Origin of the sequence: Mycobacterium sp. ITM-2016-00317, from assembly GCF_002968295.1 — a bacterium.
Lineage (GTDB): Bacteria > Actinomycetota > Actinomycetes > Mycobacteriales > Mycobacteriaceae > Mycobacterium.
Genome location: NZ_CP134399.1, coordinates 2815186 through 2840238 on the forward strand (window position 1 = coordinate 2815186; position 25053 = coordinate 2840238).

Here is a 25053-nt window from a genome sequence, read left to right on the forward strand (position 1 = left end):
CGTCCGGGCTATCGGGGCTTGGCCAGCGGGAACGGCAGGGTCTCGCGGATGCTGCGCCCGGTGATCAGCATGACCACCCGGTCCACCCCCATGCCGAGTCCACCCGTCGGGGGCATCGCGTACTCCATCGCCTGCAGGAAGTCCTCGTCGAGTTCCATTGCCTCCGGATCGCCGCCGGCGGCCAGCAGCGACTGTTCCTGCAACCGGCGGCGCTGTTCGACCGGATCGGTGAGCTCGCTGTAGGCGGTGCCGAGTTCGACGCCCCACGCGACGAGATCCCACCGCTCGGCCACCCCGGGGATGCTGCGATGCGGCCGGGTCAACGGCGAGACCGAGGTGGGGAAGTCCTTGTAGAAGGTCGGTTCCCGGGTCTGATCCTCGACCAGGTGCTCGTACAACTCGAGGACCACCGCGCCGGCATCCCAGTGCGTCAGGTACGGAATGCCCGCGCGGTCGCACAGCTTCCGCAGCGTCGCCACGTCGGTGTCCGGGCCGATGTGCTCGCCGAGCGCCTCGGACACCGCGCCGTGCACGGTCTTGACCGCCCACTGACCGGAGATGTCGACGGGCTCGAGAACCCCGTCGGCGCGCGGCCGCATGAACACGTGCGCACCGTTGGCCGCCTGCGCGGCGTTCTGGATCAACTCCCGGCAGCCGTCGATCCACACGTTGTAGTCGGCGTGTGCCTGGTAGGCCTCCAGCAGCGTGAACTCGGGGTTGTGGCTGAAGTCGACACCCTCGTTGCGGAACGCGCGCCCGAGCTCGAAGACCCGCTCGACGCCGCCGACGCACAGCCGCTTCAGGTACAGCTCCGGGGCGATCCTCAAGTACAGATCGAGGTCGTAGGCGTTGATGTGGGTCAGGAACGGCCGGGCGTTCGCGCCGCCGTGGATCTGTTGCAGGATCGGCGTCTCCACCTCCAGAAAGCCTTTGCCGACCAGGGTTTCGCGGATCGCGTGCAGCACCCCGCTGCGGGCCCGGATCAGCTCGCGGGCGTCGGTGTTGACCGCGAGGTCGACGTAACGGGCGCGGACGCGCGCCTCCTGGTCGGTCAGGCCCTTCCACTTGTCCGGCAGTGGACGCAGGCATTTGCCGATCAGTCGCCAGTCGGTCGCCAGCAGTGACCACTTGCCCGACCGGCTGTGGCCCATCGTCCCGGTCACCTCGATCAGGTCGCCGAGATCGATGGCCCGGGTGAAGTCGGCGGTGTCCCCGCCGGCCAGCAGCGAATTGTCCAGCACCACTTGGGTTTCCCCGGACCAGTCGCGTAGCTGGGCGAACAGCACACCGCCGTAGTCCCGCAGTCGCAGCACCCGCCCGGCGACGGTGACCTCGGTGCCGTCCGCGCCGGCCGAGGCCTGCGCGACGGTGTGACTGGGTGGGCTACCGACCGGGTACGCGTCGATGCCCTGCGCCTGCAGCGCCTTGAGTTTGGCCATCCGGACCCGGACCTGCTCGGGCAGCCTCGGCTGGTCGTCCTCGGCAGCATCGGCCGCCTGCGCGATCCTGTCGGGTGCGGTGCCGTCGCTGTGTAACAGGCCGGTGGCCACCAGCGTGCCGGGCGCGGCGATGTGCTGGCCCGTGTGTGGCTGTGCGTTGCGACGCGAGAACGGAAGCACCAGAAAGCCTTCGGCGATGACCGAGGCGACGCCGACGCGGGGCACCAGCCGGGCGTCCTCGTAGCAGGCGTACCGCGGCACCCACTCGGGCTGGTACTTCATGTTCGACCGGTAGAGGGTCTCCAACTGCCACCACCGGGAGAAGAACACCAGCAGCCAACGCCACAGCCGCGCCACCGGGCCCGCGCCCAATTGGGCGCCCTGCTCGAATGCCGAGCGGAACATCGCGAAGTTCAACGAGATCCGGGTGACACCGATGTCCTCGGCTTGCATGCACAGCTCGCTGACCATCAGCTCGACGGTGCCGTTGGGGGAGTGCGGGGAGCGGCGCATCAGGTCCAGCGACACGCCGTTGCTGCCCCACGGCACCAGGGACAGCAACGCGACCACGTCGTCCGTCCCCGAGTCGGTGTCCTGCACCGCCTCCACCAGCAGGCAGTCGCCGTCGGCGGGGTCGCCGAGCCGGCCCAGCGCCATCGAGAACCCGCGTTCGTCCTCAGTGTCGCGCCAGGCGTCCGCCCGCCGGACGACCTCGGTCATCTCGTCCGCGGACAGCTCCCGGTGCCTGCGGATGCGCACCGTGGCACCGGCGCGGCGGGCGCGCGTCACCGCCTGCCGGACCGCCCGCATCTCGGGCCCGGACAGCCGGAAGTTCTCGGGATGCAGGATCGCCTCGTCGCCGAGCTGGAGTGCGCTGAGCCCGGCCTCACGGAACGTCTGGGCGGCCGTGGAGCTGGCCCCCATCACCCCCGGCGCCCACCCGTAGGTCTCGCACAGCTTCAGCCACGCCTGGATGGCCTGCGGCCAGGCTTTCGGGTCGCCGACCGGATCGCCGCTGGCCAGGCACACGCCGACCTCAACGCGGTAGGTGATCGCGGCGCGGCCGTCCGGTGCGAACACCACCGCCTTGTCCCGGCGGGTGGCGAAGTAGCCCAACGAGTCGTTCTTGCCGTAGACCTCCAGCAGCCCCCGGATCGCCGACTCGTCCTCACCGGTGAGGGCGTTGTCCGCGCGCTGCGACTGGAACAGCACGATCGCGGCGACCATCAGCGCGACCGCCCCGAACAAGCCGAGCAGCGCGTTGACGAACACGTGCGGGTGACCGCTGAACTGGTCGGCGTCGGCGCCGGCGAACGCGCTCACCCGGTTCAGCGCGTACCAGAAGCGATACGGACGGGCGAGGCTGCCGGGGAACAGCTCCAGCAGGCCCCAGCCGACGAGCGTGCCGACGGCCATCCCCGCCACCAGGGTCGCGGCGGACTTGACCAGCGCCCCGCGGCGAACCCGGGCCCAGAACTGGTTGCGGGCCAGGAGCAGGAACGCGACCGCCGCGACATGGAAGACCAGCCCGATGATCTCGCCGACTTCCTGGTACCAGCGTTGCTCGCCGTCGACCAGGGCGGCGACGTTCCACCCCGCCGCCGCCACCAGGTAGCCGACCAGGATCCACCACGCGAGGCGTTTGCGGGCGGCGAGTGCCGCCGCCAGCAACGCCAGCACGAAGGCCCACGCGAAACTCGTGTCCGGGAAGTTGAAGATGTAGTCGTCGACCCACTCCCGCGGAACCCGGATCACCGAGCGGACCAGGGGCGACACACTCGCCAGCAGGGACAGCGTGGCGATGACGCCCACCACCCAGCCGGCGGCCGCCGGGACCCACCGATAGGTGGACGACGGATGTGCCCGGACGAGGCGGGTAGCGGTCATAGGCCGGGAGGATATTCGCTCCGGCCGGGAATTCCCTGCTACCAGACCGGCCCGGTGTATTTCTCTCCCGGACCGTGACCGGGCTCGTCCGGAGCCGCGCTGGCCTCGCGGAACGCCAGCTGCAGGGTTTTGAGACCGTCACGGACCGGGCCCGCGTGCGGGCCCAGGTACTCGACCGACGCGGTGACGAGGCCGGCGAGTGCGGTGATCAGGCGCCGGGCCTCGTCGAGGTCCAGGTGCGGGCTGTCTTCGGGGTCGGCGTCGGACAGGCCGAGCTTCTCTGCGGCCGCACTCATCAGCATCACGGCCGACCTGGTGATCACCTCGACCGCGGGTATCGTCGCCAGTTCGCGAACGTTCGGGCCGTCGGCGGCGGCGCCGGATTCGGGGATGTCGGAGGTATCGGTCATGGCTGCTAGACTGGCATGCGCGACCGTCCCGGCTCACGCCAGGGACAGCAAGTGGAGTCCCAAACTCCCACCGCCGGCCACCGGATCACCGAAGGCTACGCGGTCCGGTCACAGACATCGTCGATGTCTGTCCTGGTCGGCATTGGGCCCTGCTCTGAGCAGGGCTTACGCGTTTCTTCGGAAGCAGCGTGCCGGCGGATCGAGGGACTCCTGAGGACAACATAGGAGGCCCCATCAGCACTGAGACCCGCGTCAACGAGCGCATTCGCGTACCTGAAGTCCGGCTGATCGGACCTGGCGGTGAGCAGGTAGGCATCGTGCGCATCGAAGATGCACTCCGCGTCGCCGCCGATGCCGATCTCGATCTTGTCGAAGTAGCCCCCGACGCCAAGCCGCCGGTGTGCAAGATCATGGACTACGGCAAGTTCAAGTACGAGACGGCACAGAAGGCGCGTGAGTCTCGCAAGAACCAGCAGCAGACCGTCGTCAAGGAACAGAAGCTGCGTCCCAAGATCGACCCGCACGATTACGAGACCAAGAAGGGTCACGTCATCCGCTTCCTCGAAGCCGGGTCCAAGGTCAAGGTGACGATCATGTTCCGCGGACGCGAGCAGTCGCGACCCGAACTGGGTTTCCGACTCCTGCAACGCCTGGGCGCCGATGTCGCCGATTACGGCTTCATCGAGACGTCCGCGAAGCAGGACGGCCGCAACATGACGATGGTGCTGGCGCCGCACCGCGGCGCGAAGACTCGCGCGAAGGCGGCGCACGACGCCGATGAGCCGCTGGCGCGACGATCTCCTGGCACCGATGAGCCCGTCGCGCGAAGAGGATCTGGCACCGACACCCAGGCTGCGCCGCCTGCCGGCGCACCGACCGACACACCGAAGAACTGAGGAAAAATGCCCAAGGCGAAGACCCACAGCGGCGCTTCGAAGCGGTTCCGTCGCACCGGAACCGGCAAGATCGTCCGTCAGAAGGCCAACCGTAGGCACCTGCTCGAGCACAAGGCGTCCAAGCGCACCCGTCGGCTCGACGGCCGCACCACGGTGTCGGCGAACGACTCCACGCGCGTCGCGAAGATGCTCAACGGCTAGAGCGCGACAGCCCCGAACCTGACCCGACCGAGATAGGAAAACCCCATGGCACGCGTGAAGCGCGCACTCAACGCGCAGAAGAAGCGGCGCACTGTACTGAAGGCCTCGAAGGGCTACCGCGGCCAGCGGTCCCGGCTGTACCGCAAGGCCAAAGAGCAGCAGCTGCATTCGCTGACCTACGCCTACCGTGACCGCAAGGCACGCAAGGGTGACTTCCGCAAGTTGTGGATCACCCGCATCAATGCCGCCGCCCGCGCCAACGGCATCACGTACAACCGGCTGATCCAGGGCCTCAAGGCCGCCGGCGTGGAGGTCGATCGCAAGAACCTCGCCGAGATCGCCGTCAGCGACCCGGCCGCCTTCACCGCGCTGGTCGAGATCGCCAGGGCCGCGCTGCCCGAGGATGTCAACGCTCCCTCGGGCGAGGCTGCCTGACCCTCACCGAGCGTTCTGCCCGGGTGGCGGCGGCAGTCAAACTGCACCGCCACACCGGGCGCCGCCGCGCCGCACGCTTCCTCGCCGAAGGTCCCAACCTGGTCGAGGCCGCGTTGCGGCGCGGTCTCGTTCACGAGGTCTTCGCCACCGAGAGCGCCGCAGAGAGATTCGCCGCGCTGCTCGAGGCGGCCCCGGTGCATCTGGTGTCGGACAAGGCGGCAAAAGCGTTGTCCGACACCGTGACGCCGGTCGGCTTGGTCGCCGTGTGTGCGATGCCCGAGATCGGGCTCGACGACATTCTCTCGCGAAACCCGACGTTGGTCGCGGTGCCGGTGGGTATCTCCGAACCGGGCAACGCCGGCACGATCATCCGGGTGGCCGACGCGATGGGCGCCGACGCCGTGGTGCTCGCCGGTGACAGCGTCGACCCGTACAACGGGAAATGCCTGCGCGCGTCGGCGGGCAGCATCTTCAACATCCCGGTGCTCAGCGCACCCGATGCCGTGGCTGCCGTCTCCGCGATCAGAGACGCGGGGCTGCAGGTGTTGGCGACCACGCTCGACGCCGCTGTCAGCCTCGAGGACGTCGCCCTGGATACGCCGACCGCGTGGCTGTTCGGGCCGGAGGCGCACGGACTGCCGAGCGAGGTGGTGGACATGGCCACCACACGGGTGCGGATCCCGATGGCCGGAGGGGCCGAAAGCCTCAACGTCGCGACGGCAGCGGCGATCTGCCTCTATCAGAGCTTCCGTAGCAAGTAACTCAGCAGTTGCTGACCTTGTTGGTTCGGGGTTTTCCAAACCCCGCCGAACTACACCGAGGGGTGCCGGGACCGATAGTTCGTTTCCCTTTGCAACATCTTGAACTGCGCATTTGTCGGTTTTCGACGAAGGATCTAGACCGGATCCACCTCACAAATAGTTCCCTGGATCTATTGCCGAGTGGCGGACCCATTCGTAACCTGATCTACTAGGGGCAACTTCACGCGGGGGGCGGGTGGGGACCATGAATCGTTGGGTCACTTTGATCGGGGTCGTCGCGGTGGCGTTCACGCCTGCCGTGGCCAACGGGGCGACGGCACTTCTGGTCGGCGGCAAAGGCGGCTACGCCGAGCTGACCGACGAACAGATGTCGACGGCCTTCGGCGGCTTCTTCGGCGACTACCACCGGGTCAGCGTGCCGTTTCCCGGCGCGGACGATTTCCAATACTCGGTCGAGGTCGGTACGAACAACCTCTACGACTCGATATTCCAGACGCTCGAGGCCAAGCCGGACGAGCTGATCACGATCGGGGGTGTCTCGGAAGGCGCTCCCGCGGTCGACAGGGTGCTGCGCAGGCTGATGGAACTTCCGGCGGAGGACCGGCCCAACCCGCAGCGCCTCAACGCGATGATCTACGGCGCACCCAGCAAGCTGCTGATGACGGTCGGGGGTGTCCCGTACCGGCCGCTGCCGGACACGCCGTACAACGTGATGATCGTGATGGCCGAGTACGACGGCGTGACGGACTTCCCGGACAACCCGTTCAACCTGCTCGCCCTCCTGAACGCGGTGATGGGTGGTGTCGACCTGCACGTCGACGCAGCATGGACCGATCTGTACACGGTGCCGACGAAGTACCACATCGTCGAAGGCAAGGCGGGCGGCAAGACGACCCTCGTGCTGATCCAGACGCCGTTGCTCCCGATGCTGCGCCCGCTCAAGGACGCGGGTTTCGCGCCGGAGTTCGTCGCGTTCCTCGACAAGTTGTTGCGGCCGATCGTCGACTCCGCCTACAACCGTCCGAAGTGGGAGGTCGGCATTCCACCCACGCTCGCCGAGATGGACCTGTCCGCGCAGCAGGCACCGATGTTGAACCCGCCGCCCGCCGCACCCGAGCTCACCTCGGGGTCGGCCCCGGAGGCCCGGCGGCAGCTGACCGCCCACCCCCAGACGCTGCCACCGGCCGAGCCGGCACCGACGAAGCAGCCCGAGGTGCTGAACCCGGTCGCACCGGCGGCCGACGGGGAGCACGGCGGAGGCCCGTCACTGGATACGCAGGGACCGGCAGTCGGTCCGGATGTGGGCGCCGAGGAGATCGGGCAGCCCGATCCCGAGGATGGCACGCCGATCGACGACAACGACCTGGGCCGTGACGATTCCGAGGGCGACGACTCGGACCCCGGCGAGTCCGGCAACCAGGACTCGGGCAACGACGCCGGCAACGACGACGCCGGCAACAGCACCGCCAACGGACCGGCCGGCGGCACCACGGACAACGGCAACAACAACAACAACGACAACGACAGCGGCGCGGAGTAGCGCGAAGTCGGACAGTAATTCGAATGCGCGCGGTGTGGCCTGAAGCTACGGTGACGGCCGTGACCGAACACCGTCCTGCCGCCGAGCGTTGGCGCGCCGAACTACGTCACCGCCTGATCACGGCACGCAAAGAACGCGACGCCACGTCGACGTCGGCGCTTCGCTCGACGATGAGCGCGATCGACAACGCGGAGACCCCCGACGGGCCTGTGCCGGCAGCGGGTGCGATCGCCGACAGCGCAGTCGGCGTCGGTGCGACCGAGGTGCCCAGAAGGGAGCTCCGCGATGCCGAGGTGCTAGGCCTCATCCACGCCGAGATCGGCGAACGACGAAGCGCGGCCGACCAATTCACCCTTACCGGGCACCATGACCGGGCAGCGGTGCTGCACGCCGAGGCCGACGTGCTCGCCCGACTGCTCGACGAGGTCTGAGCCAGCCCGCTAGCCCTTGAGCAGACCCTTTGCCACGTGGGTGATCTGGACCTCGTTGCTTCCTGCGTAGATCATCAGCGACTTCGCGTCGCGGGCCAGCTGCTCCACGCGGTACTCGGTCATGTAACCGTTGCCGCCGAAGAGCTGCACCGCTTCCATCGCGACGTCGGTCGCGGCCTGCGAGCAGTAGTACTTGATCGCCGACGCCTCGGCCAACGAGATCGGCGCGCCTTTCTCGGCGGCTTCGATGACGCGGAACAGCATGTTGCGCACGTTCATCCGGGCGACTTCCATGTTGGCCAGTTTCAGCTGGATCAGCTGGAACTGCCCGATCTCCTTGCCCCACAGGGTGCGTGTCCTGGCGTAGTCCACCGAAAGCCGCAGACACTCCTCGATGACACCGAGCGCCATCGCCGCGACCCCGATCCGTTCGGCGGAGAAGCTCGACCGGGCGCTGTCGCGGCCGTCACCGGATTTGTTGTCCTCGGTCTCTCCGAGCAGGCGGTCTTTACCCAGCCGCACGTTGTTGAAGAACAGTTCGCCCGTGCGGGAGGAGTGGATCCCCATCTTGCGGAACGGTTTCGACTGGACGAAACCCTCCATGCCGCGGTCGAGGACGAAGGTGAGGACCTTGCGGTCGCGCTTGTCCACCGACGGATCGCCTTCGTCCAGCTTGGCGTACACGACGACGACGTCGGCGTCCGGGCCGTTGGTGATGAACGTCTTCTGGCCGTTGAGGATGTAGTCGCCCGAGCCGTCCGCGGCACGGGTCACATAGGACTTCATGCCGCCGAAGGCATCTGATCCCGAGTCGGGTTCGGTGATGGCCCAGGCGCCGACCTTCTCGTAGGTCACCAGCTCCGGCAGCCACCGCTCCTGCTGGGCCAGGGTGCCCCGGCTCTGAATCGTCGGCACCGTGAGACCGAGGCTCACGCCCATGCCCGTCACCACGCCCATCGACACCCGGCACAGTTCGCTGACCACGACGAAACCCATACCGCCCTGGCCGCTGCCGAACATGCCGCCCCCGCCGCCTCCCGAGGACGACTCGCCGTTGCGGAGCCTGCTCAGTCGCTTCTGCAGCGCCTCACTGGCCATCGCATCGATGCCGAACGTGGTGAAGAGCTTGCGGATGATGGGGTAGGGCTCCATCTCACCGCTTTCCAGCGCATCGACGTGCGGACGGATTTCTTTATCGACGAACTCGCGGACGGCATCGCGCACGGCAAGATCGACATCAGACCATTCCAGCATGCGTTCAGGCTGCCTTATGGCGTCCGCGGGCCGGACGGCCCCCCGCCAAAGAGAACGTCGTGTGCACCAGCGAACCGACCCGGTCCAGCAGCGATCTCTGCGGAGGCAGGTAGTGCATGGGCATGTGCCGCCGGTCCCGCGGCGGAGCCATGAACGACGGCGCCTCCACCAACGGAGCGTCGGCGGGGACCCTGCCCTCGGCGCGGCGGTATGCGGCCACCGCGCGGGGATGCAGGCGGATCTCGTCGGGTACCGCGAGGAAGGCGAGTTCGACCAGCTTGCCGAACAGCCTCAGCACGATCTCGTCACCCGGTGTCCACCGCATGCCCGCCCGCTCGCGCACCACCGGATCGAAAACCCCTGCGGCGACCCAGCGTTGCGCGCCGATCATCGGTTTGAAGATCTGGTCCCACAACGGCGTGGGCAGTGCCACGAACCACGGCTTGGGGATCCGCATCGAAAAGATGTCCAGCGTCGCCTTGTTGATCTCCAGCTCCTCGCGGCACTTGCGATCCCAGTACTCGCAGAACGCCTCCCAGGATTGCGGGACCGGTTTCATGCTCATCCCGTACATCCGGTACCACTGCACGTGCTCGTCGAAGAGCTGTTGTTTCTCGGCTTCGGTCAGGCCGCCGCAGAAGTACTCGGCGGTCTTGATGATCAGCATGAAGAACGTCGCATGCGCCCAGTAGAACGTCTCGGGGTCGAGGGCGTGATAGCGCCTGCCGTCGGCGTCGACGCCCTTGATCGTGTTGTGGAACCCGCGGACCTGGGCGCCGGTCTGCGCGGCGCGATCACCGTCGTACACCACGCCCATGATCGGGTACACCGACCGCGCCACCCGCTGCAGCGGCTCGCGCAGCAGGATCGAATGGTCTTCGACACCGGCGCCCAGTTGTGGATACATGTTCTGGATGGCGCCGATCCAGACGCCGAGGATGCCGGTCCGCACGTCGCCGAAGTACTTCCACGTCAGGGAATCCGGGCCCAGAGGATGGGCGTCGGAGGCCCGGGCGGAGTCTGCCATCGCCGTTGATCGCACCCTTTCCACGATAGGCGCTGACAACAATCGTTGTCTATGGATCGGAGGGCGTCCCGGACGGCTCGATTACGCTTGCGCCGTGGACGACGACCCGCCGGGCGAGCCAGCAGGCCGACGGTCTGCAGGACCCGTGGGCTGGTTGCAGGGCGTCAACCACCACGACGGCATCATCGAGTTTCTGCGCCGCACCCGGCGTGCGCTGCCCGGTGACCCCGAGTTCGGTGATCCGCTGTCGGTCAGCGGGGAGGGTGGCCCGCGTGCGGCGGCCCGCGCCGCCGACCGGATCCTGGAACGCGACGCGGTGACCCGAGAGGTCAGCCTGGGCGCACTCCAGGTCTGGCAGGCGCTGACCGAACGCGTCTCGGGGCGCCCCGCCAACGCCGAGGCCACCCTGGTGTTCACCGATCTGGTGGGGTTCTCGGCGTGGTCGCTCAAGGCCGGCGACGACGCCACCCTGCGCCTGCTGCGCCGCGTGGCGCAGGTCGTCGAACCCCCTTTACTGGAAGCCGGCGGGCACATCGTCAAGCGCATGGGTGACGGGCTGATGGCCGTGTTCGCCGAACCCACCACCGCGGTGCGTGCCGTCATCGCGGCCCGGCAGGCCGTGAAAGCCCTTGACGTCGACGGGTATACGCCGCGGATGCGGGTCGGCGTGCACACCGGCAGGCCGCAGCGGATCGGTTCGGACTGGCTGGGCATCGACGTAAATCTCGCTGCCCGCGTGATGGAACGCGCCACCCGCGGGGAACTCGTCGTCTCCGAGGCCACCCTGGAACGCATCCCAGACGAGGAGTTTCAGACCCTCGGTGTGACGGCCAAGAAACTGCGCAGGCTGGTGTTCGGGGCTCGGCAGGACGGCGTGCCCTCGGATTTCACCATGTACCGGCTCAAAACTCTCAGACAGTTGCCAGCGGCCGAGGACGGCGACGGGGTGCCTGCCGGCGGATAGTGGGCTCGGTGCGGGTCACACTGTGTTACACGACGCTCGTCGTCGGGGTCACGGCGGTCACCGTGCAGATGGCGCCGGACCGGTACGCCGCCCTTGTCCGTCATGTCAGCACCAACTTGCACAATCTCGGTCACGGTCGGTTCGCGACGCTGATCGGCAGCGCGTTCGTGGTCGACGCGGGACCGGTCTACCAGTGGCTGCCCGGCCTGGTGTGCGTACTCGCTGCGGCCGAATTGCTCTGGGGCGCCTGGCGGTTGGTGCAGATAGTGGTGGCCGGCCATGTCGTCGCGTCGTTGGTCGTGGCTGCGGGCTTGGCCGTGGCGATGCGCGTGGGCTGGTTGCCCGCGGCGATCGCCCGGGCCTCCGACACCGGGATCAGCTACGTCGCGATGGCCGCGCTGGGCGGGCTGACCGGGGCCATCCCGCCGCGGTGGCGCCCGGCGTGGACGGGGTGGTGGGGGTCGGTCGCGGTGACGGTGCTCGCGGGCGGCCCCGACTTCACCGATGTCGGACACGTGCTGGCGCTGGCGATCGGGAGCGCGCTGTCACTGCGTTTCGGTCCGCCATCGGGTTGGACCGGGCCGAGGCTCACGCTGTCGGCGGCCGGGGCGGTGTTCGGCTATCTCGTGCTGACCGGTGGTGCTCCATCGGTGGGCTACGGCGTCGCCTGGGGCGCTCTCGGCGCGCTGTGCGGTCTCGGTGTCGCACGACTGTGGCGCGGGCGAAATGAAGCGAGGCACCTCCCGATGGGAGGTGCCTCGCCTGCAGTGTCTGCTCAGCGCACGTCGACGTAGTAGATGCTGCCCGTCTTCGTCTGCTGGTAGGTCCGGTCGTTGAAGTAGTCGCGGACCGTGGAGCGCAGGTCGCCACCCTTGTTGATACCGACCACGGTGGCCTGGCTCAACGGGGCGTCGGAGAGACGGTTGACCACGACCCGGTTGCCCTGGGCCTCCAGCCGGCTGATCGTCTGCTCGGCGCTGCCTCCGGTGGGGGCGGCAGGCGCGGGGGCGGCCAGGCCGACTGCGGCGGCGCTCAGACCGGCAGCGATGGTGGTGGCGATGGTGAGGTTCCTCATGGTTCTGCTCTTCCCATTGTCTCGGGTCGGAGCCGTGGAGCGTGTCGCGCGGTTCGACTTCTGGTGGTGCTGGATCTTGATGATCTGAACCCTTAAACCCGCAGCTCACCGCATAAATTCCGGTGGCAGTATTTGGTCGGCGATTGGCAGGAGTCCGTCGTCGGAGGCAGACGGAGTGCCCGGGAACGCATCGCCTATGATCGCCGGGTGGCTGATCAGCCAGGAGACCTAACAGACCAAGCGCTGGCCCAAGCGGTCAGCGCAGCCGAGCGTGCCTTCGACCAGGCCGCCACTCTCGACGAGCTTGCCCGGGCCAAGACCGAGCATCTCGGTGACCGGGCCCCGATCGCCGTCGCGCGACAGGCACTGGGCTCGCTGCCCAAGGCCGAACGCGCCGACGCAGGCAAGCGGGTCAACGTCGCGCGCACCGAGGCCCAGCGGCTGTACGACGAACGGTTGGCGGTGCTGCGTGCCGAACGCGACGCCGCGGTGCTGGTCGCCGAGCGCATCGACGTCACGCTGCCGTCGACCCGTCAGCCGGTCGGGGCGCGGCACCCGATCACAATCCTGGCCGAGAACGTCGCCGACACCTTCGTCGCGATGGGCTGGGAGCTGGCCGAAGGGCCGGAGGTGGAGACCGAACAGTTCAACTTCGATGCGTTGAACTTCCCGCCCGACCACCCGGCTCGCAGCGAGCAGGACACCTTCCACGTGGCCCCGGACGGCTCCCGGCAGGTGTTGCGCACCCACACCTCGCCGGTGCAGATCCGTGCGCTGCTGGAGCGGGACCTGCCGGTGTACATCATCTCGATCGGGCGCACCTTCCGCACCGACGAACTCGACTCGACCCACACCCCGGTCTTCCATCAGGTGGAGGGCCTCGCTGTGGACAAGGGACTGACGATGGCGAATCTGCGCGGCACGCTCGACGCGTTCGCCCGCGCGCAGTTCGGCCCCCAGGGCCGGACCCGGTTCCGGCCGCACTTCTTCCCGTTCACCGAGCCGTCCGCGGAGGTCGACATCTGGTTCCCGAACAAGAAGGGCGGACCCGGCTGGGTCGAATGGGGCGGCTGCGGCATGGTGAACCCGAACGTGCTGCGGGCGTGCGGCATCGACCCCGAGGTGTACTCGGGCTTCGCGTTCGGCATGGGTCTGGAGCGCACGCTGCAGTTCCGCAACGGCATCCCGGACATGCGCGACATGGTCGAGGGTGACGTGCGGTTCTCGCTGCCGTTCGGGGTGGGGGCCTGATGCGCCTTCCGTACAGCTGGCTGCGCGAGGTCGTGCAGGCGGGCGCTCCGGGCTGGGACGTCTCCGCCGAGGACCTGGAGCAGACACTGATCCGCATCGGCCACGAGGTCGAGGAGATCATCCCCGTCGGGCCGGTGACCGGTCCGCTGACGATCGGCCGGGTCGCCGAGATCGAGGAACTCACCGAGTTCAAGAAGCCGATCCGCGCGTGCAAGGTTGACGTGGGAGAGTCGGAGCCGCGTGACATCGTCTGCGGGGCAACGAACTTCGCGGTCGGGGCGCTGGTCGTGGTAGCGCTTCCCGGCACTGTGCTGCCTGGCGACTTCACCATCGCCACCCGCAAGACCTACGGGCGCACCTCCGACGGCATGATCTGCTCGGTCTCCGAACTCAACCTCGGAACCGACCGTTCCGGCATCCTGGTGCTGCCGCCGGGCACCGCCGAGCCGGGCACCCCGGCGGCCGACATCCTCGGCCTCGACGACGTGGTCTTCCATCTGGCGGTCACCCCGGACCGGGGTTACTGCCTGTCGGTGCGCGGGATGGCCCGCGAGATCGCCAATGCCTACGACCTCGAGTTCGTCGACCCCGCTGACGTCGCGCCGCTGCCCGTCGAGGGTGAGGCGCTGCCGGTGACCATCGAGCCCGGCACCGGGGTGCAACGGTTCGGTCTGCGCCCGGTCACCGGGATCGATCCGAAAGCGGTGTCCCCGTGGTGGGTTCAGCGCAGGTTGCTGCTCAGCGGCATCCGCGCGATCTCGCCTGCCGTCGACGTCACCAACTACGTCATGCTCGAGCTGGGCCACCCGATGCACGCCCATGACCGCAGCCTGATCACCGGCGGGTTCCGGGTCCGGTTCGCCGAGCCGGGGGAGAAGGTCGTCACGCTCGACGACGTCGAGCGCACCCTCGATCCGGTCGACGTGCTGATCGTCGACGACGTCGCCACCGCGGCGATCGGCGGGGTGATGGGCGCCGGCACCACCGAAGTGCGCGAGAACACCACCGACGTGCTGCTGGAGGCCGCCGTCTGGGATCCCGCGGCGGTGTCCCGCACCCAGCGCCGGCTGCGGCTGCACAGCGAGGCCAGGCGCTACGAGCGGACCGTCGATCCTGCCGTGTCGGTCGCCGCGCTGGACCGTTGTTCTGCGCTGCTGGCCGAGATCGCAGGCGGCACAGTCGAACCCAAGCTGACCGACTGGCGTGGCGACCCACCCCGCGAAGACTGGTCGCATCCGGCGGTCAGCATGCCCGTGGATCTGCCCGACCGTACCGCCGGTGTCGAGTACCCGCAGGACGCTGTGCGCAAGCGGCTGACTCAGATCGGTGCCACGGTCGTCGTCGACGGAGACACGGTGACGGCGACGCCGCCGAGTTGGCGTCCCGACATCCGGCAGCCCGCCGACCTGGTCGAGGAGGTGATGCGCCTGGAGGGGCTCGACGCGATCCCCTCGGTGCTGCCCGCCGCCCCGGCCGCCGCGGCCTGACCGCCTCACAGAAGCGTCGGCGTGCAGTAGGAAAGTCGATGGCGCTCAACGGTTTCGTCGAGATCCTGCCCACCCCGTTCCTTCCGGCGGCGATCTTCGACCAGTGGGGACTGGCTGACGACGATGCCCGCCGCAACACCACCCAGGTGCTCAACCCGCTCGAATCCGACCGCCCGAACCTGGCCACCACGCTGTTGCCAGGACTGCTCGAAGCGTTGAGCCGCAACGTGTCCCGTGGAGCGGCCGACGTCGCGCTGTTCGCGATCGCGCAGGTGGTGGAGCCGACGCCCGACACCCGAGCCATCGAGCGCATCCCCAACGACCGGCGACCCACCGACGAGGAGATCGCGACGCTGGACGCGTCGCTGCCCCGGCAGCCGCAGCACGTCGGCGCGGTGCTGGCGGGCCTGCGGGAACCTGCCGGGCCGTGGGGCCGGGGCCGTCCCGTCGAGGCCGCGGACGCATTCGAGGCCGTGCGGGTCATCGGCCGCGCAGTCGACGTCGAATTCACCTTCCGGGCCGCGCAGTACCTGCCGTGGCATCCGGGCCGGTGCGCGGAGATCCTGGTCGGCGACGTGGTCGTCGGTCACGCCGGGCAACTGCACCCCGCGGTGGTCGAACGTTCCGGTCTGCCCAAGGGCACCTGCGCGGTGGAGATCGACCTCGACGCGGTGCCGCTGGTCGAGCGGCTGCCTGCGCCCGCGGTGTCGCCGTTCCCGGCTGTGCTGCAGGACGTCGCACTGATCGTGGACGAGGATGTCGCGGCGCAGAGCGTCGTCGACGCGGTCCGCGAGGGTGCAGGCGCACTCCTCGAGGATGTCCGGATCTTCGACGTCTACACCGGCCCGCAGATCGGTGAGGGCCGCAAGTCGCTGGCCCTGGCGCTACGGTTCCGCGCGCCGGATCGCACGTTGACCGAGGACGAGGCCAGCGCCGCGCGTGAGTCCGCGGTGGCGGCCGCAGCGGCCAGTGTGGGCGCAGTTCAACGCCGTTGATCTCAGTCGGCAGGTGGGTCGAACCCGGCTGCTGCGCATGCCGCCACGTGTTGTCGCTGTAGCGCGCAGAAAGCCGCTGTGTCGCCGTCGTATTTGGCGACAAGCGCGCGAAGGCGCAGCGTTGCAAGCCTGTTGAAGACGAAGCCGTCGTCCGTGGGGATCGCGGCGAGGCGTTCGATGGCAGCCAGCGCCGCGTCGCGATCGAGGGAAGTGCCACGACGGATCAGAGCCTCGGCGAGCACCGTCGTGGCGACTCCCAAGGACAGCATCTCGCCACTGTCCGTCATCGCCGCGATCGCGGTGCGGGCGAGGTCGATCGCGCCGTCGAGGTCGCCGACCCGCGCCCGATGACGGGCCAGCGTCGGATTCACCAGACTGGCGGCGTTCATCGTGAATCTGCGCCTCGTTGCGAAGTCTTCGGCCAACCGGAGCAGCTCGATTCCTTGCTGTCCAGGGTCGCCGGCGTGGATGAGCGCGATGCCACGGACGATGCGGGCCAGCGTGAGGGTGTATCCGTCGCCTGCCTGCTGGGCCATCTCAAGTGCTTCGGCGGTCTCCCGGAGAGCTGTGGCGTCGACCCGGCGGGCACCGACCGGTACCGCGAGGATGTACTTGTAGACCACCGAGATGATGTGGTTCATCGGGTCCAGGCCCCTGGCCATCAGGATCGCGGTGTCGCCGTCGGATCGCCACCCGTGCATCCCCAAACACAGCCGGTACAGCCCACGCATCCTGATCGCGGCAACGGTGGGGAGGCTGAACAGGACGTCGCTTCGTGCCGCGGGCTCGGTAGCGATCGCGGAAGCGCGTTCGGCGAGGTGCAGCGCTTCGCGAAGCTCTCCGACCTCTGACTTCGCGTACCCCAACGCCAACAGGAGAGCCGGTGTCAACGCCGGATCGTCGATCGATCCGAGCAGGGATGTCAGTTCCACGATCAGCGGAATGGCCTCGTGGTGCCGATGTTGGCCGGCGAGGGCCAGAATCATCCCGGCAGTCCCGATGGCGAGGGATCGGTCGTCACCCGACGCCTTGCACAGGATCCGCAACTCGTTGAAGCCCGTTCCGTCGAGATCGCCGCCTGTCTTCCAGACTTCGGCACAGAGCTTTGTCAGCGCGGTGATCAACCGCGACACCCGTTCCGGGTCGGCCTCGGGCAGATCGGCTGCCGCACGGCGGGCGCGTTGCCAACTCGCTCGCGCGGCCGAGCGGTCCCTACTGTTGAGCCACGCACCAGCGCGCATATGCCAGTCGAATGCCTGTCGAAGATCACCGGCGGTGTGGAGATGGGCCGCGATCAGCGCGGCATTCGGGTGGGCCTTCGCCGGGTCCTCACCGGCCAGCTTCGCCGCAGCCCGTCGATGTAGTTCAGTCCTCGTTGCCCTCAACTGCGATTCATAGGCCACAGTCCGCACGACGGGGTGACAGAAGGCGAAGCCTGCCGCCGGAACCCCGGCCGCAGGCTCCACGAATTCTGCATCACAGAGCTCGGTGAGCGAGGGCGCCACCGGCACGCTTTCGTCCACCAGCGCCTCCAGAAGGCCTGTATCGAAATGCATCCCGATCACGGCACCGGCGTAGAGCACCGATTTCGCCGCGGACCCGAGGCGGTCTATACGGGCGGCAACCGTGGCCTGCAGGGTGGGCGGCACCGGAATATCGGCAAGCGGGCGGGCACATCGGTATCGACCCCGCGTGCCCCGCAGGGCACCGCGCTCGGCCAGGTCTCTCACGATCTCCGTCACGAAAAAAGGGTTACCGGAGGAGTTCTCGACGATCTGGTGCGTCAGCGCACGTAGCGACGGATCGGTGCCGAGCAGCTCCGACAACAGGGCTGTGGTGTCCGCTTCCGCCAGAGGTGGCAGGACGATCGACATCGCGCCGCGCAGATCGGCGAGCGCACCCGAGTATTCCGGTCGGTGCGTGATCAGCAGTAGTGAGGCAGCAGTGCCCGGTGCGTCGGCCATACCGGCGAACAGGGATTCACTTGCGGCGTCGATCCAGTGCGCATCCTCGATCACATAGAGAGTCGGCGTGGCTCGGTCGAGGAGGCATCGTCGCACCAGTGCAGCTACCCGTCGCTGGCGCGCTTCCGGACTGATGTCGGACAGCACCGACGTTGCGTCGGCGATCCCCAGCAGATCGTCGAGTAACAACAGGTCGTTTTCGTCGGCGCCGGCCAGTGCCTTGCGCACCTGGCGCCGTGCCGTTGCGTTGTCGCGGCCGGTGACGGTGAACACCGACCGCAGCAGGTTGGCGACGGCCCCGCCGGAGATACGCCGGGTATGTGACTCGCAATGCGTCGTGTGTACCTCGACGGAACGGGCGACAGCCATGCGGGTCACCTCGCGGCGGACGCGGGTCTTGCCGATTCCCGCGGGACCCGCGACACGGACTGCACCACCTTCACCGGCCACCGCACGGTCCAGAAGCGCCCCGATGGATGCGAGCACCTCGGCGCGCCCGACAAGCGCTGGTTCCCCGTGTGTCCGGGGTGTCAATGGATTGTCGAGAACGGCCAACAGGCGGCGTACCGGAACGGCGTGGGGCTGCCCCTTCACCGGCACCGCCTGCGACGGCCCCAGAACTGCGGCGTGCTCCACCTGTGCGGCGGTGCTCTCACTGAGCATGACGCCGTCGGGCGGGGCGACGGACTCCATGCGCTGCGCCAGACCGACGTGCTCGCCAATCGTGGTGTATCCGAGCGCTCGCGTGCCGATCTCGCCGGCGATGACCTTCCCCGAATTCAGTCCCACCCGCAGATGCAGCGCGACACCGTCGCGTGCCTGAACCCCGACTGCAACCTCGCGCGCCTGCTCGCATACTCCGAGTGCGGCCCGGCACGCCAGCAGCGCATGATTCTCCAGTGCGAACGGAGCGCCGAAAACCGCCATCAGGCCGTCGCCGGTGAACTGGCTGACGACGCCTCCATGGAGTTCGACGACATCGGTCGCGCGGTCCACGAGTTCGGCCATGATCTCGCTGAGACGCTCGGGTCCGACGGTTCGCGCGATGTCCATCGATCTCACGACATCGGCGAACATGACCGTTACCTGCTTGTACTCGCCGCCGAGCGCACGGGGAGCGCGCGCGCCGCAGCGGTCACAGAAGCGGGCCCCGGAGCGTAGCTCCAAGCCACACGCTCGACAGGAATGTGGTTCCATCGGAACCCCCGCGAAGTGTCGAAACAGGTCGAAAACAGCGTATGCGGCGACTGCCGGCAATCCGCCCGAGGCCCGTGCCTAATGAATTTGCATATCGTTGCATAACGATGCAAAAATGGCCGACATGGTTTCAGTGGCGATTGCCGGTGCCAGCGGTTATGCCGGCGGAGAGATTCTACGTCTACTCCTCGGTCATCCCGCCTACGCTGACGGCAGGCTGACCATCGGCGCGCTGACCGCGGCCTCCAGTGCCGGAACGGCGCTGGCCGAACACCACCCGCATCTGCTGCCGCTCGCCGACCGTGTGCTGGAACCGACCGCACCCGAGGTGCTGGCCGGCCACGACGTCGTCTTCCTGGGCCTGCCGCACGGCCACTCCGCCGCGCTGGCAGAGCAACTGGGTCCCGACGTCCTGATCGTCGATTGCGGCGCCGACTTCCGGCTCACCGACGCCGACGCCTGGCAGCGGTTCTACGGTTCCGAACACGCAGGCAGCTGGCCCTACGGGCTGCCCGAACTTCCCGGTGGCCGTGAGCGGCTGCAGGGCGCCAAGCGTGTCGCGGTGCCCGGCTGCTATCCCACCGCCGCGCTGCTGGCGCTGTGGCCCGCGCTGGCCGAGGGTCTCGTGGAGCCCGCCGTGACCGTCGTCGCGGTCAGCGGGACCTCCGGGGCAGGCCGGGCGGCCAAGGTCGACCTGCTGGGCGCCGAAGTCATCGGATCGGCACGCGCGTACAACATCGGCGGCAAGCACCGGCACACCCCCGAGATCGCCCAGGGCCTGCGCGCCGTGTCCGGCGCGGACGTCACGGTCTCGTTCACCCCGGTCCTGATCCCGACGTCGCGGGGCATCCTCGCGACCTGCACGGCCCGCACCGACGCGACGGCATCGCAGTTGCGTGCCGCCTACGAAAAGGCCTACCACGACGAACCTTTCGTCTACCTGCTGCCCGAGGGTCAGCTGCCCAAGACAGGCGCGGTGATCGGGAGCAACGCCGCACAACTGGCGATCGCGGTCGACGAGGACGCGTCGACGTTCGTCGTGGTCGCCGCCATCGACAATCTCGTGAAGGGAACCGGAGGTGCGGCTGTGCAGTCGATGAACCTCGCGCTGGGTTGGCCCGAGACCGAAGGGCTCTCCACTGTGGGGGTGGCCCCGTGACGCGGCTGCTGCGCACCCAGGGCGTCACCGCGCCCGCCGGATTCCGGGCCACCGGCATCGCCGCCGGGATCAAGGCCTCCGGGAAGCTCGACCTGGCGCTGGTGTTCAACGAGGGCCCCGACCACGCGGCCGCGGGCGTGTTCACCCGCAACAAGGTCAAGGCCGCGCCGGTGCTGTGGTCCCAGCAGGTGCTGACCACCGGTCGGCTGCGCGCGGTCATGCTGAACTCGGGGGGCGCGAACGCGTGCACCGGTCCGGGCGGATTCCAGGACGCCCACGCCACCGCCGAGGCGGTCGCCGCGGCGCTGTCGGACTGGGGGACCGAGACCGGGGCGATCGAGGTCGCGGTCTGTTCGACCGGGCTGATCGGCGACCGGCTGCCGATGGACAAGGTGCTGGCCGGGGTGCGCGAGGTCGTGCAGGAGATGGCCGGTGGCCTGACCGGCGGCGAAGAGGCCGCCCGGGCCATCATGACCACCGACACCGTGCCCAAACAGGCTGCGCTGCACCACGAGGACAAGTGGACCGTCGGCGGGATGGCGAAGGGCGCCGGCATGCTCGCCCCGTCGCTGGCCACGATGCTCTGCGTCATCACCACCGACGCGGTCGCGAGCGCGGAGGCGCTGCAGGCCGCGCTGAAGAACGCGGCCGCCCGGACGTTCGACCGGCTCGACGTCGACGGCAGCTGCTCGACCAACGACACCGTGCTGCTGCTGTCGTCGGGCGCCAGCGAGGTCGCGCCCAGCCAGCAGGAGCTCGACGACGCGGTCCTGCGGGTGTGCGACGACCTGTGCGCGCAGCTGCAGGCCGACGCCGAAGGCGTCACCAAGCGGGTCGTGGTCACCGTCACCGGCGCCGAGAGCGAGGACGACGCGCTGACCGCCGCCCGGGTGATCGCCCGCGACAGCCTGGTCAAGACCGCGCTGTTCGGCTCCGACCCGAACTGGGGCCGTGTGCTGGCCGCAGTCGGCATGGCACCGGTCAAGCTCGATGCCGACCGGATCACCGTGTCCTTCAACGGTTCCCCCGTCTGCGTCGACAGCGTCGGCGCCCCGGGGGCGCGGGAGGTGGACCTGTCCGGCGAGGAGATCGCGGTGGTCGTCGACCTCGGCGTCGGCTCCGGTGCCGCGTCGATCCGCACCACCGACCTGTCGCACGCCTACGTCGAAGAGAACTCGGCCTACAGCTCATGAGCATGGCCACCGCCGACAAGGCGCAGGTGCTCGCCGACGCGCTGCCGTGGCTGACCGCGCTGAACGACAAGATCGTGGTGGTCAAGTACGGCGGCAACGCGATGACCGACGACCGCCTCAAGGCCGCGTTCGCCGCCGACATGGTGTTCCTGCGCAACTGCGGAATTCATCCCGTGGTGGTGCACGGCGGCGGCCCGCAGATCTCGGCGATGCTCAAGAAGCTCGGCATCGCAGGCGATTTCAAGGGCGGCTTCCGGGTCACCACCCCGGAGGTGCTCGACGTCGCGCGCATGGTGCTCTTCGGTCAGGTCGGCCGTGAGCTGGTGAACCTGATCAACGCCTACGGCCCCTACGCCGTCGGCATCACCGGTGAGGACGCCCACCTGTTCACCGCGGTGCGGCGCACCGTGATGGTCGAGGGCGTGGCCACCGACATCGGGCTGGTCGGCGACGTGGAGCGGGTCAACACCGACGCCGTCCTGGATCTGATCGACGCCGGCCGGATCCCGGTGGTGTCGACGATCGCCCCGGATGCCGCAGGCCTGGTCTACAACATCAACGCCGACACCGCCGCGGCCGCGCTGGCCGAGGCGCTCGGCGCCGAGAAACTGCTGATGCTGACCGATGTCGAGGGTCTCTACACCCGCTGGCCCGACCGCGGATCCCTGGTCAGCCAGATCAATGCGGAGGAGCTGGCCGAGCTGCTGCCGACACTGGAGGAGGGCATGGTGCCCAAGATCGAAGCCTGCCTGCGCGCGATCGACGGGGGCGTGCCGAGCGCGCACGTCATCGACGGCCGGGTGGAGCACTGCGTGCTCGTCGAGTTGTTCACCGACGAGGGCGCGGGCACGAAGGTGGTGCAATCGGCATGACCGACGGAGATCTGCTGCACCGCTGGTCGGCGGTCATGATGAACAACTACGGCACGCCGGCGCTGGCTCTGGCGAGCGGGGACGGCGCCGTCGTCACCGACGTGGACGGCAAGACCTACGTCGACCTGCTCGGCGGCATCGCGGTCAACGTGCTGGGCCACGGCCACCCCGCGGTGATCGAGGCGGTCACCCGCCAGCTCCACACCCTCGGGCACACCTCGAACCTCTACGCCACCGAACCCGGTGTGGCACTGGCCGAATCGCTCGTCGGGCTGCTCGGGGCGCCGGCCAAGGTGTTCTTCTGCAACTCCGGCACCGAGGCCAACGAGGTCGCGTTCAAGATCACCCGGCTCACCGGCCGGACGAAACTCGTCGCCGCCCAGGGCGCCTTCCACGGCCGCACCATGGGGTCGCTGGCGCTGACCGGGCAGCCGGCCAAGCAGGCGCCCTTCGAGCCGCTGCCCGGCTACGTCACCCACGTGCCCTACGGCGACGTCGAGGCACTGCGCGCCGCGGTCGGCGACGACACCGCCGCGGTGTTCCTGGAACCGATCATGGGGGAGGGCGGCGTCGTCGTCCCGCCCGCCGGCTACCTGGCCGCCGCGCGCGAGATCACCTCGGCGCACGGCGCGCTGCTGGCGCTCGACGAGGTGCAGACCGGCGTCGGACGCACCGGAACGTTCTTCGCCCACCAGCACGACGGCATCACCCCCGACATCGTCACGCTGGCCAAGGGTCTGGGCGGCGGACTGCCGATCGGGGCCTGCATGGCCGTCGGCGACACCGCCGACCTGCTCACCCCCGGCCTGCACGGCAGCACCTTCGGCGGAAACCCGGTGTGCACCGCAGCGGCGCTGGCGGTACTGAAGGTGCTCGCCGACGACGGTCTGGTGGAACACGCCGACGTGCTCGGCAAGACGATCGCCCACGGCATCGAAGCGCTCGGCCATCCGCTGGTCGACCACGTCCGCGGCCGCGGGCTGCTGCGCGGCATCGTGCTCACCGCCGACGCCGCCAAGCCCGTCGAGACCGCGGCCCGCGAGGCTGGTTTCCTCGTCAACGCCGCCGCGCCTGCCGTCGTGCGGCTCGCGCCGCCGCTGGTGCTCACCGACGCACAGGCCGAGGCGTTCCTCACCGCACTTCCGTCCATCCTCGACCAGGCCGCACAGGAGACTTCTCGATGATCCGGCATTTCCTTCGCGACGACGACGTCTCACCTGCGGAGCAGGCCGAGGTGCTGGCGCTGGCCGCCGATCTCAAGAAAGACCGGTTCAGCCGCCGTCCGCTCGAGGGGCCGCGCGGGGTCGCGGTGATCTTCGAGAAGAACTCGACCCGCACCCGGTTCTCGTTCGAGATGGGCATCGCCGAGCTCGGCGGGCACGCCGTGGTGGTCGACGGCCGCAGCACCCAACTGGGACGCGAGGAGACCCTCGAAGACACCGGCCAGGTGCTGTCCCGCTACGTCGACGCGATCGTGTGGCGCACCTTCGCCCAGGAACGGCTGACCGCGATGGCCTCGGGTTCGTCCGTCCCGATCGTCAATGCGCTGTCCGACGAGTTCCACCCGTGCCAGGTGCTGGCCGATCTGCAGACGCTGGCCGAACGCAAGGGCGCGCTGAAAGGCCTGCGGCTGGCCTACTTCGGTGACGGCGCCAACAACATGGCGCACTCGCTGATGCTCGGCGGGGTGACCGCCGGGATCGACGTCACCATCGCCGCGCCGCAGGGTTTCGAGCCGCACCCGATGTTCGTCGCCGCGGCAGAGGCCCGCGCCCAGCAGACCGGCGCCACCGTCGCACTGACCGACGATCCGGTGCGCGCCGCCGCCGGCGCCGACGTGCTGGTCACCGACACGTGGACCTCGATGGGGCAGGAGAACGACGGCCTCGACCGGGTGCGGCCGTTCCGCCCGTTCCAGATCAACGCCGATCTGATGTCCCGTGCGGACTCCGAAGCGGTGGTGCTGCACTGCCTTCCGGCGCACCGCGGACACGAGATCACCGACGACGTGATCGACGGCCCGCAGAGCGCGGTGTGGGACGAGGCCGAGAACCGGCTGCACGCGCAGAAGGCGCTGCTGGTGTGGCTGCTGGAACGGGCGGGAACCGGACGATGACCGCCGCCAGTACCCGGGCCGGCAGGCAGGCCCGCATCGTCGCGCTGCTGTCGGCGCAGTCGGTGCGCAGCCAGAGCGAGCTGGCCGCACTGCTGGCCGACGAGGGCATCGACGTCACCCAGGCGACCCTGTCCCGCGACCTCGAAGAGCTCGGCGCGGTCAAACTGCGCGGCGCAGACGGCGGGGTCGGGGTCTACATCGTCCCCGAGGACGGCAGCCCGGTGCGCGGTGTGGCCGGCGGTACCGAACGGGTGTCGCGACTGCTCGGGGACCTGCTGGTGTCGACCGACTGCAGCGCCAACCTCGCGGTGCTGCGCACCCCGCCGGGTGCGGCGCACTACCTGGCCAGCGCGCTGGACCGGGCCGCGCTGCCGTATGTGGTCGGCACCGTCGCCGGTGACGACACCATCCTCGTGATCGCCCGCGAACCGATGACCGGCGCCGAACTGGCCGCCACCATCGAGAACCTTTCCAAAGCCTGAAGTAGTTCAACAAGAAG

General features: G+C 68.8%; 21 protein-coding genes and 1 pseudogene. 16 read left to right on the plus strand and 6 right to left on the minus strand.

Features of this window, described 5'->3' with window-relative positions; translation table 11 throughout:
- Positions 1-8: 8 nt before the first annotated feature.
- Together lysX and C6A87_RS13455 are read right to left on the minus strand one after the other, a co-directional pair.
- Positions 9-3326 (minus strand): bifunctional lysylphosphatidylglycerol synthetase/lysine--tRNA ligase LysX, encoded by a 3318-nt coding sequence (gene lysX, locus C6A87_RS13450; RefSeq protein WP_311117656.1) that lies wholly within the window; start codon positions 3324-3326, stop codon positions 9-11.
- Positions 3327-3364: 38 nt separating this feature from the next.
- Complete coding sequence (locus C6A87_RS13455; RefSeq protein ID WP_311117657.1) at positions 3365-3736, minus strand: DUF1844 domain-containing protein; 372 nt, start codon at positions 3734-3736, stop codon at positions 3365-3367.
- 233 nt (positions 3737-3969) lie between these two features.
- Between C6A87_RS13455 and infC the strand changes: the two genes are divergently transcribed.
- From infC to C6A87_RS13485, 6 genes are all read left to right on the plus strand, one after another.
- Complete coding sequence (gene infC, locus C6A87_RS13460; RefSeq protein ID WP_311117929.1) at positions 3970-4632, plus strand: translation initiation factor IF-3; 663 nt, start codon at positions 3970-3972, stop codon at positions 4630-4632.
- A 6-nt stretch (positions 4633-4638) separates the two neighbouring features.
- A complete protein-coding gene (gene rpmI, locus C6A87_RS13465; RefSeq protein ID WP_311117658.1) occupies positions 4639-4833 on the plus strand; it encodes a 50S ribosomal protein L35 in 195 nt (64 codons plus the stop codon).
- 45 nt (positions 4834-4878) lie between these two features.
- Positions 4879-5268, plus strand: a complete 390-nt coding sequence (gene rplT / locus C6A87_RS13470) for a 50S ribosomal protein L20 (protein ID WP_311117659.1) — start codon at positions 4879-4881, stop codon at positions 5266-5268.
- A gap of 23 nt (positions 5269-5291) precedes the next feature.
- Positions 5292-6029, plus strand: a complete 738-nt coding sequence (locus C6A87_RS13475; RefSeq protein ID WP_311117660.1) for an RNA methyltransferase — start codon at positions 5292-5294, stop codon at positions 6027-6029.
- A 244-nt stretch (positions 6030-6273) separates the two neighbouring features.
- Positions 6274-7569, plus strand: a complete 1296-nt coding sequence (locus tag C6A87_RS13480; protein WP_311117661.1) for a PE-PPE domain-containing protein — start codon at positions 6274-6276, stop codon at positions 7567-7569.
- A gap of 59 nt (positions 7570-7628) precedes the next feature.
- Entirely contained in the window at positions 7629-8000 is a 372-nt protein-coding gene (locus C6A87_RS13485; RefSeq protein WP_311117662.1) for a GatB/YqeY, read from the plus strand.
- Positions 8001-8009: 9 nt separating this feature from the next.
- On the opposite strand, the gene C6A87_RS13490 is transcribed toward C6A87_RS13485, so the two are convergent.
- Together C6A87_RS13490 and C6A87_RS13495 are read right to left on the minus strand one after the other, a co-directional pair.
- On the minus strand, positions 8010-9254 hold the full coding sequence (locus tag C6A87_RS13490) for an acyl-CoA dehydrogenase family protein (RefSeq protein WP_311117663.1): 1245 nt from the start codon (positions 9252-9254) through the stop codon (positions 8010-8012).
- 4 nt (positions 9255-9258) lie between these two features.
- Positions 9259-10281: an oxygenase MpaB family protein gene (locus tag C6A87_RS13495; protein ID WP_311117664.1), complete on the minus strand. Its 1023-nt coding sequence runs from the start codon at positions 10279-10281 to the stop codon at positions 9259-9261.
- A 145-nt stretch (positions 10282-10426) separates the two neighbouring features.
- Here C6A87_RS13495 and C6A87_RS13500 point away from each other — a divergent pair, with 145 nt between their 5' ends.
- Positions 10427-11245, plus strand: a complete 819-nt coding sequence (locus tag C6A87_RS13500) for an adenylate/guanylate cyclase domain-containing protein (protein WP_311117665.1) — start codon at positions 10427-10429, stop codon at positions 11243-11245.
- 8 nt (positions 11246-11253) lie between these two features.
- The gene (locus C6A87_RS13505; protein ID WP_311117666.1) at positions 11254-12039 is read left to right on the plus strand and encodes a rhomboid-like protein; all 786 of its coding nucleotides are present in this window, start codon (positions 11254-11256) and stop codon (positions 12037-12039) included.
- Here C6A87_RS13505 and C6A87_RS13510 read toward each other — a convergent pair.
- A complete protein-coding gene (locus C6A87_RS13510; RefSeq protein ID WP_311117667.1) occupies positions 12021-12320 on the minus strand; it encodes a hypothetical protein in 300 nt (99 codons plus the stop codon). The two genes, C6A87_RS13505 and C6A87_RS13510, sit on opposite strands and share 19 nt — an antisense overlap.
- 207 nt (positions 12321-12527) lie before the next feature.
- Here C6A87_RS13510 and pheS point away from each other — a divergent pair, with 207 nt between their 5' ends.
- Entirely contained in the window at positions 12528-13571 is a 1044-nt protein-coding gene (gene pheS, locus C6A87_RS13515) for a phenylalanine--tRNA ligase subunit alpha (RefSeq protein WP_311117668.1), read from the plus strand.
- A pseudogene (gene pheT / locus C6A87_RS13520) lies at positions 13571-16053 on the plus strand (phenylalanine--tRNA ligase subunit beta). Before pheS ends, pheT begins: the two are co-directional and overlap by 1 nt.
- A gap of 2 nt (positions 16054-16055) precedes the next feature.
- On the opposite strand, the gene C6A87_RS13525 reads toward pheT, so the two are convergent.
- Positions 16056-19274 (minus strand): adenylate/guanylate cyclase domain-containing protein, encoded by a 3219-nt coding sequence (locus C6A87_RS13525; protein ID WP_311117669.1) that lies wholly within the window; start codon positions 19272-19274, stop codon positions 16056-16058.
- 55 nt (positions 19275-19329) lie between these two features.
- On the opposite strand from C6A87_RS13525, the gene argC reads away from it, so the two are divergent.
- The 6 genes from argC to C6A87_RS13555 are packed head-to-tail and all read left to right on the plus strand — an operon-like array spanning position 19330 to position 25036.
- Positions 19330-20373: an N-acetyl-gamma-glutamyl-phosphate reductase gene (gene argC, locus C6A87_RS13530; RefSeq protein WP_311117670.1), complete on the plus strand. Its 1044-nt coding sequence runs from the start codon at positions 19330-19332 to the stop codon at positions 20371-20373.
- Positions 20370-21566, plus strand: coding sequence for a bifunctional glutamate N-acetyltransferase/amino-acid acetyltransferase ArgJ (gene argJ, locus C6A87_RS13535; protein WP_311117671.1), 1197 nt, complete (start codon positions 20370-20372; stop codon positions 21564-21566). The genes argC and argJ overlap by 4 nt, the downstream gene beginning before the upstream one ends.
- The gene (gene argB / locus C6A87_RS13540) at positions 21563-22438 is read left to right on the plus strand and encodes an acetylglutamate kinase (protein WP_311117672.1); all 876 of its coding nucleotides are present in this window, start codon (positions 21563-21565) and stop codon (positions 22436-22438) included. Before argJ ends, argB begins: the two co-directional genes overlap by 4 nt.
- A complete protein-coding gene (locus tag C6A87_RS13545; protein ID WP_311117673.1) occupies positions 22435-23622 on the plus strand; it encodes an acetylornithine transaminase in 1188 nt (395 codons plus the stop codon). Before argB ends, C6A87_RS13545 begins: the two co-directional genes overlap by 4 nt.
- Complete coding sequence (argF, locus tag C6A87_RS13550) at positions 23619-24554, plus strand: ornithine carbamoyltransferase (protein ID WP_311117674.1); 936 nt, start codon at positions 23619-23621, stop codon at positions 24552-24554. Before C6A87_RS13545 ends, argF begins: the two co-directional genes overlap by 4 nt.
- Positions 24551-25036 (plus strand): arginine repressor, encoded by a 486-nt coding sequence (locus C6A87_RS13555; RefSeq protein WP_311117675.1) that lies wholly within the window; start codon positions 24551-24553, stop codon positions 25034-25036. The genes argF and C6A87_RS13555 overlap by 4 nt, the downstream gene beginning before the upstream one ends.
- Positions 25037-25053: the final 17 nt, after the last annotated feature.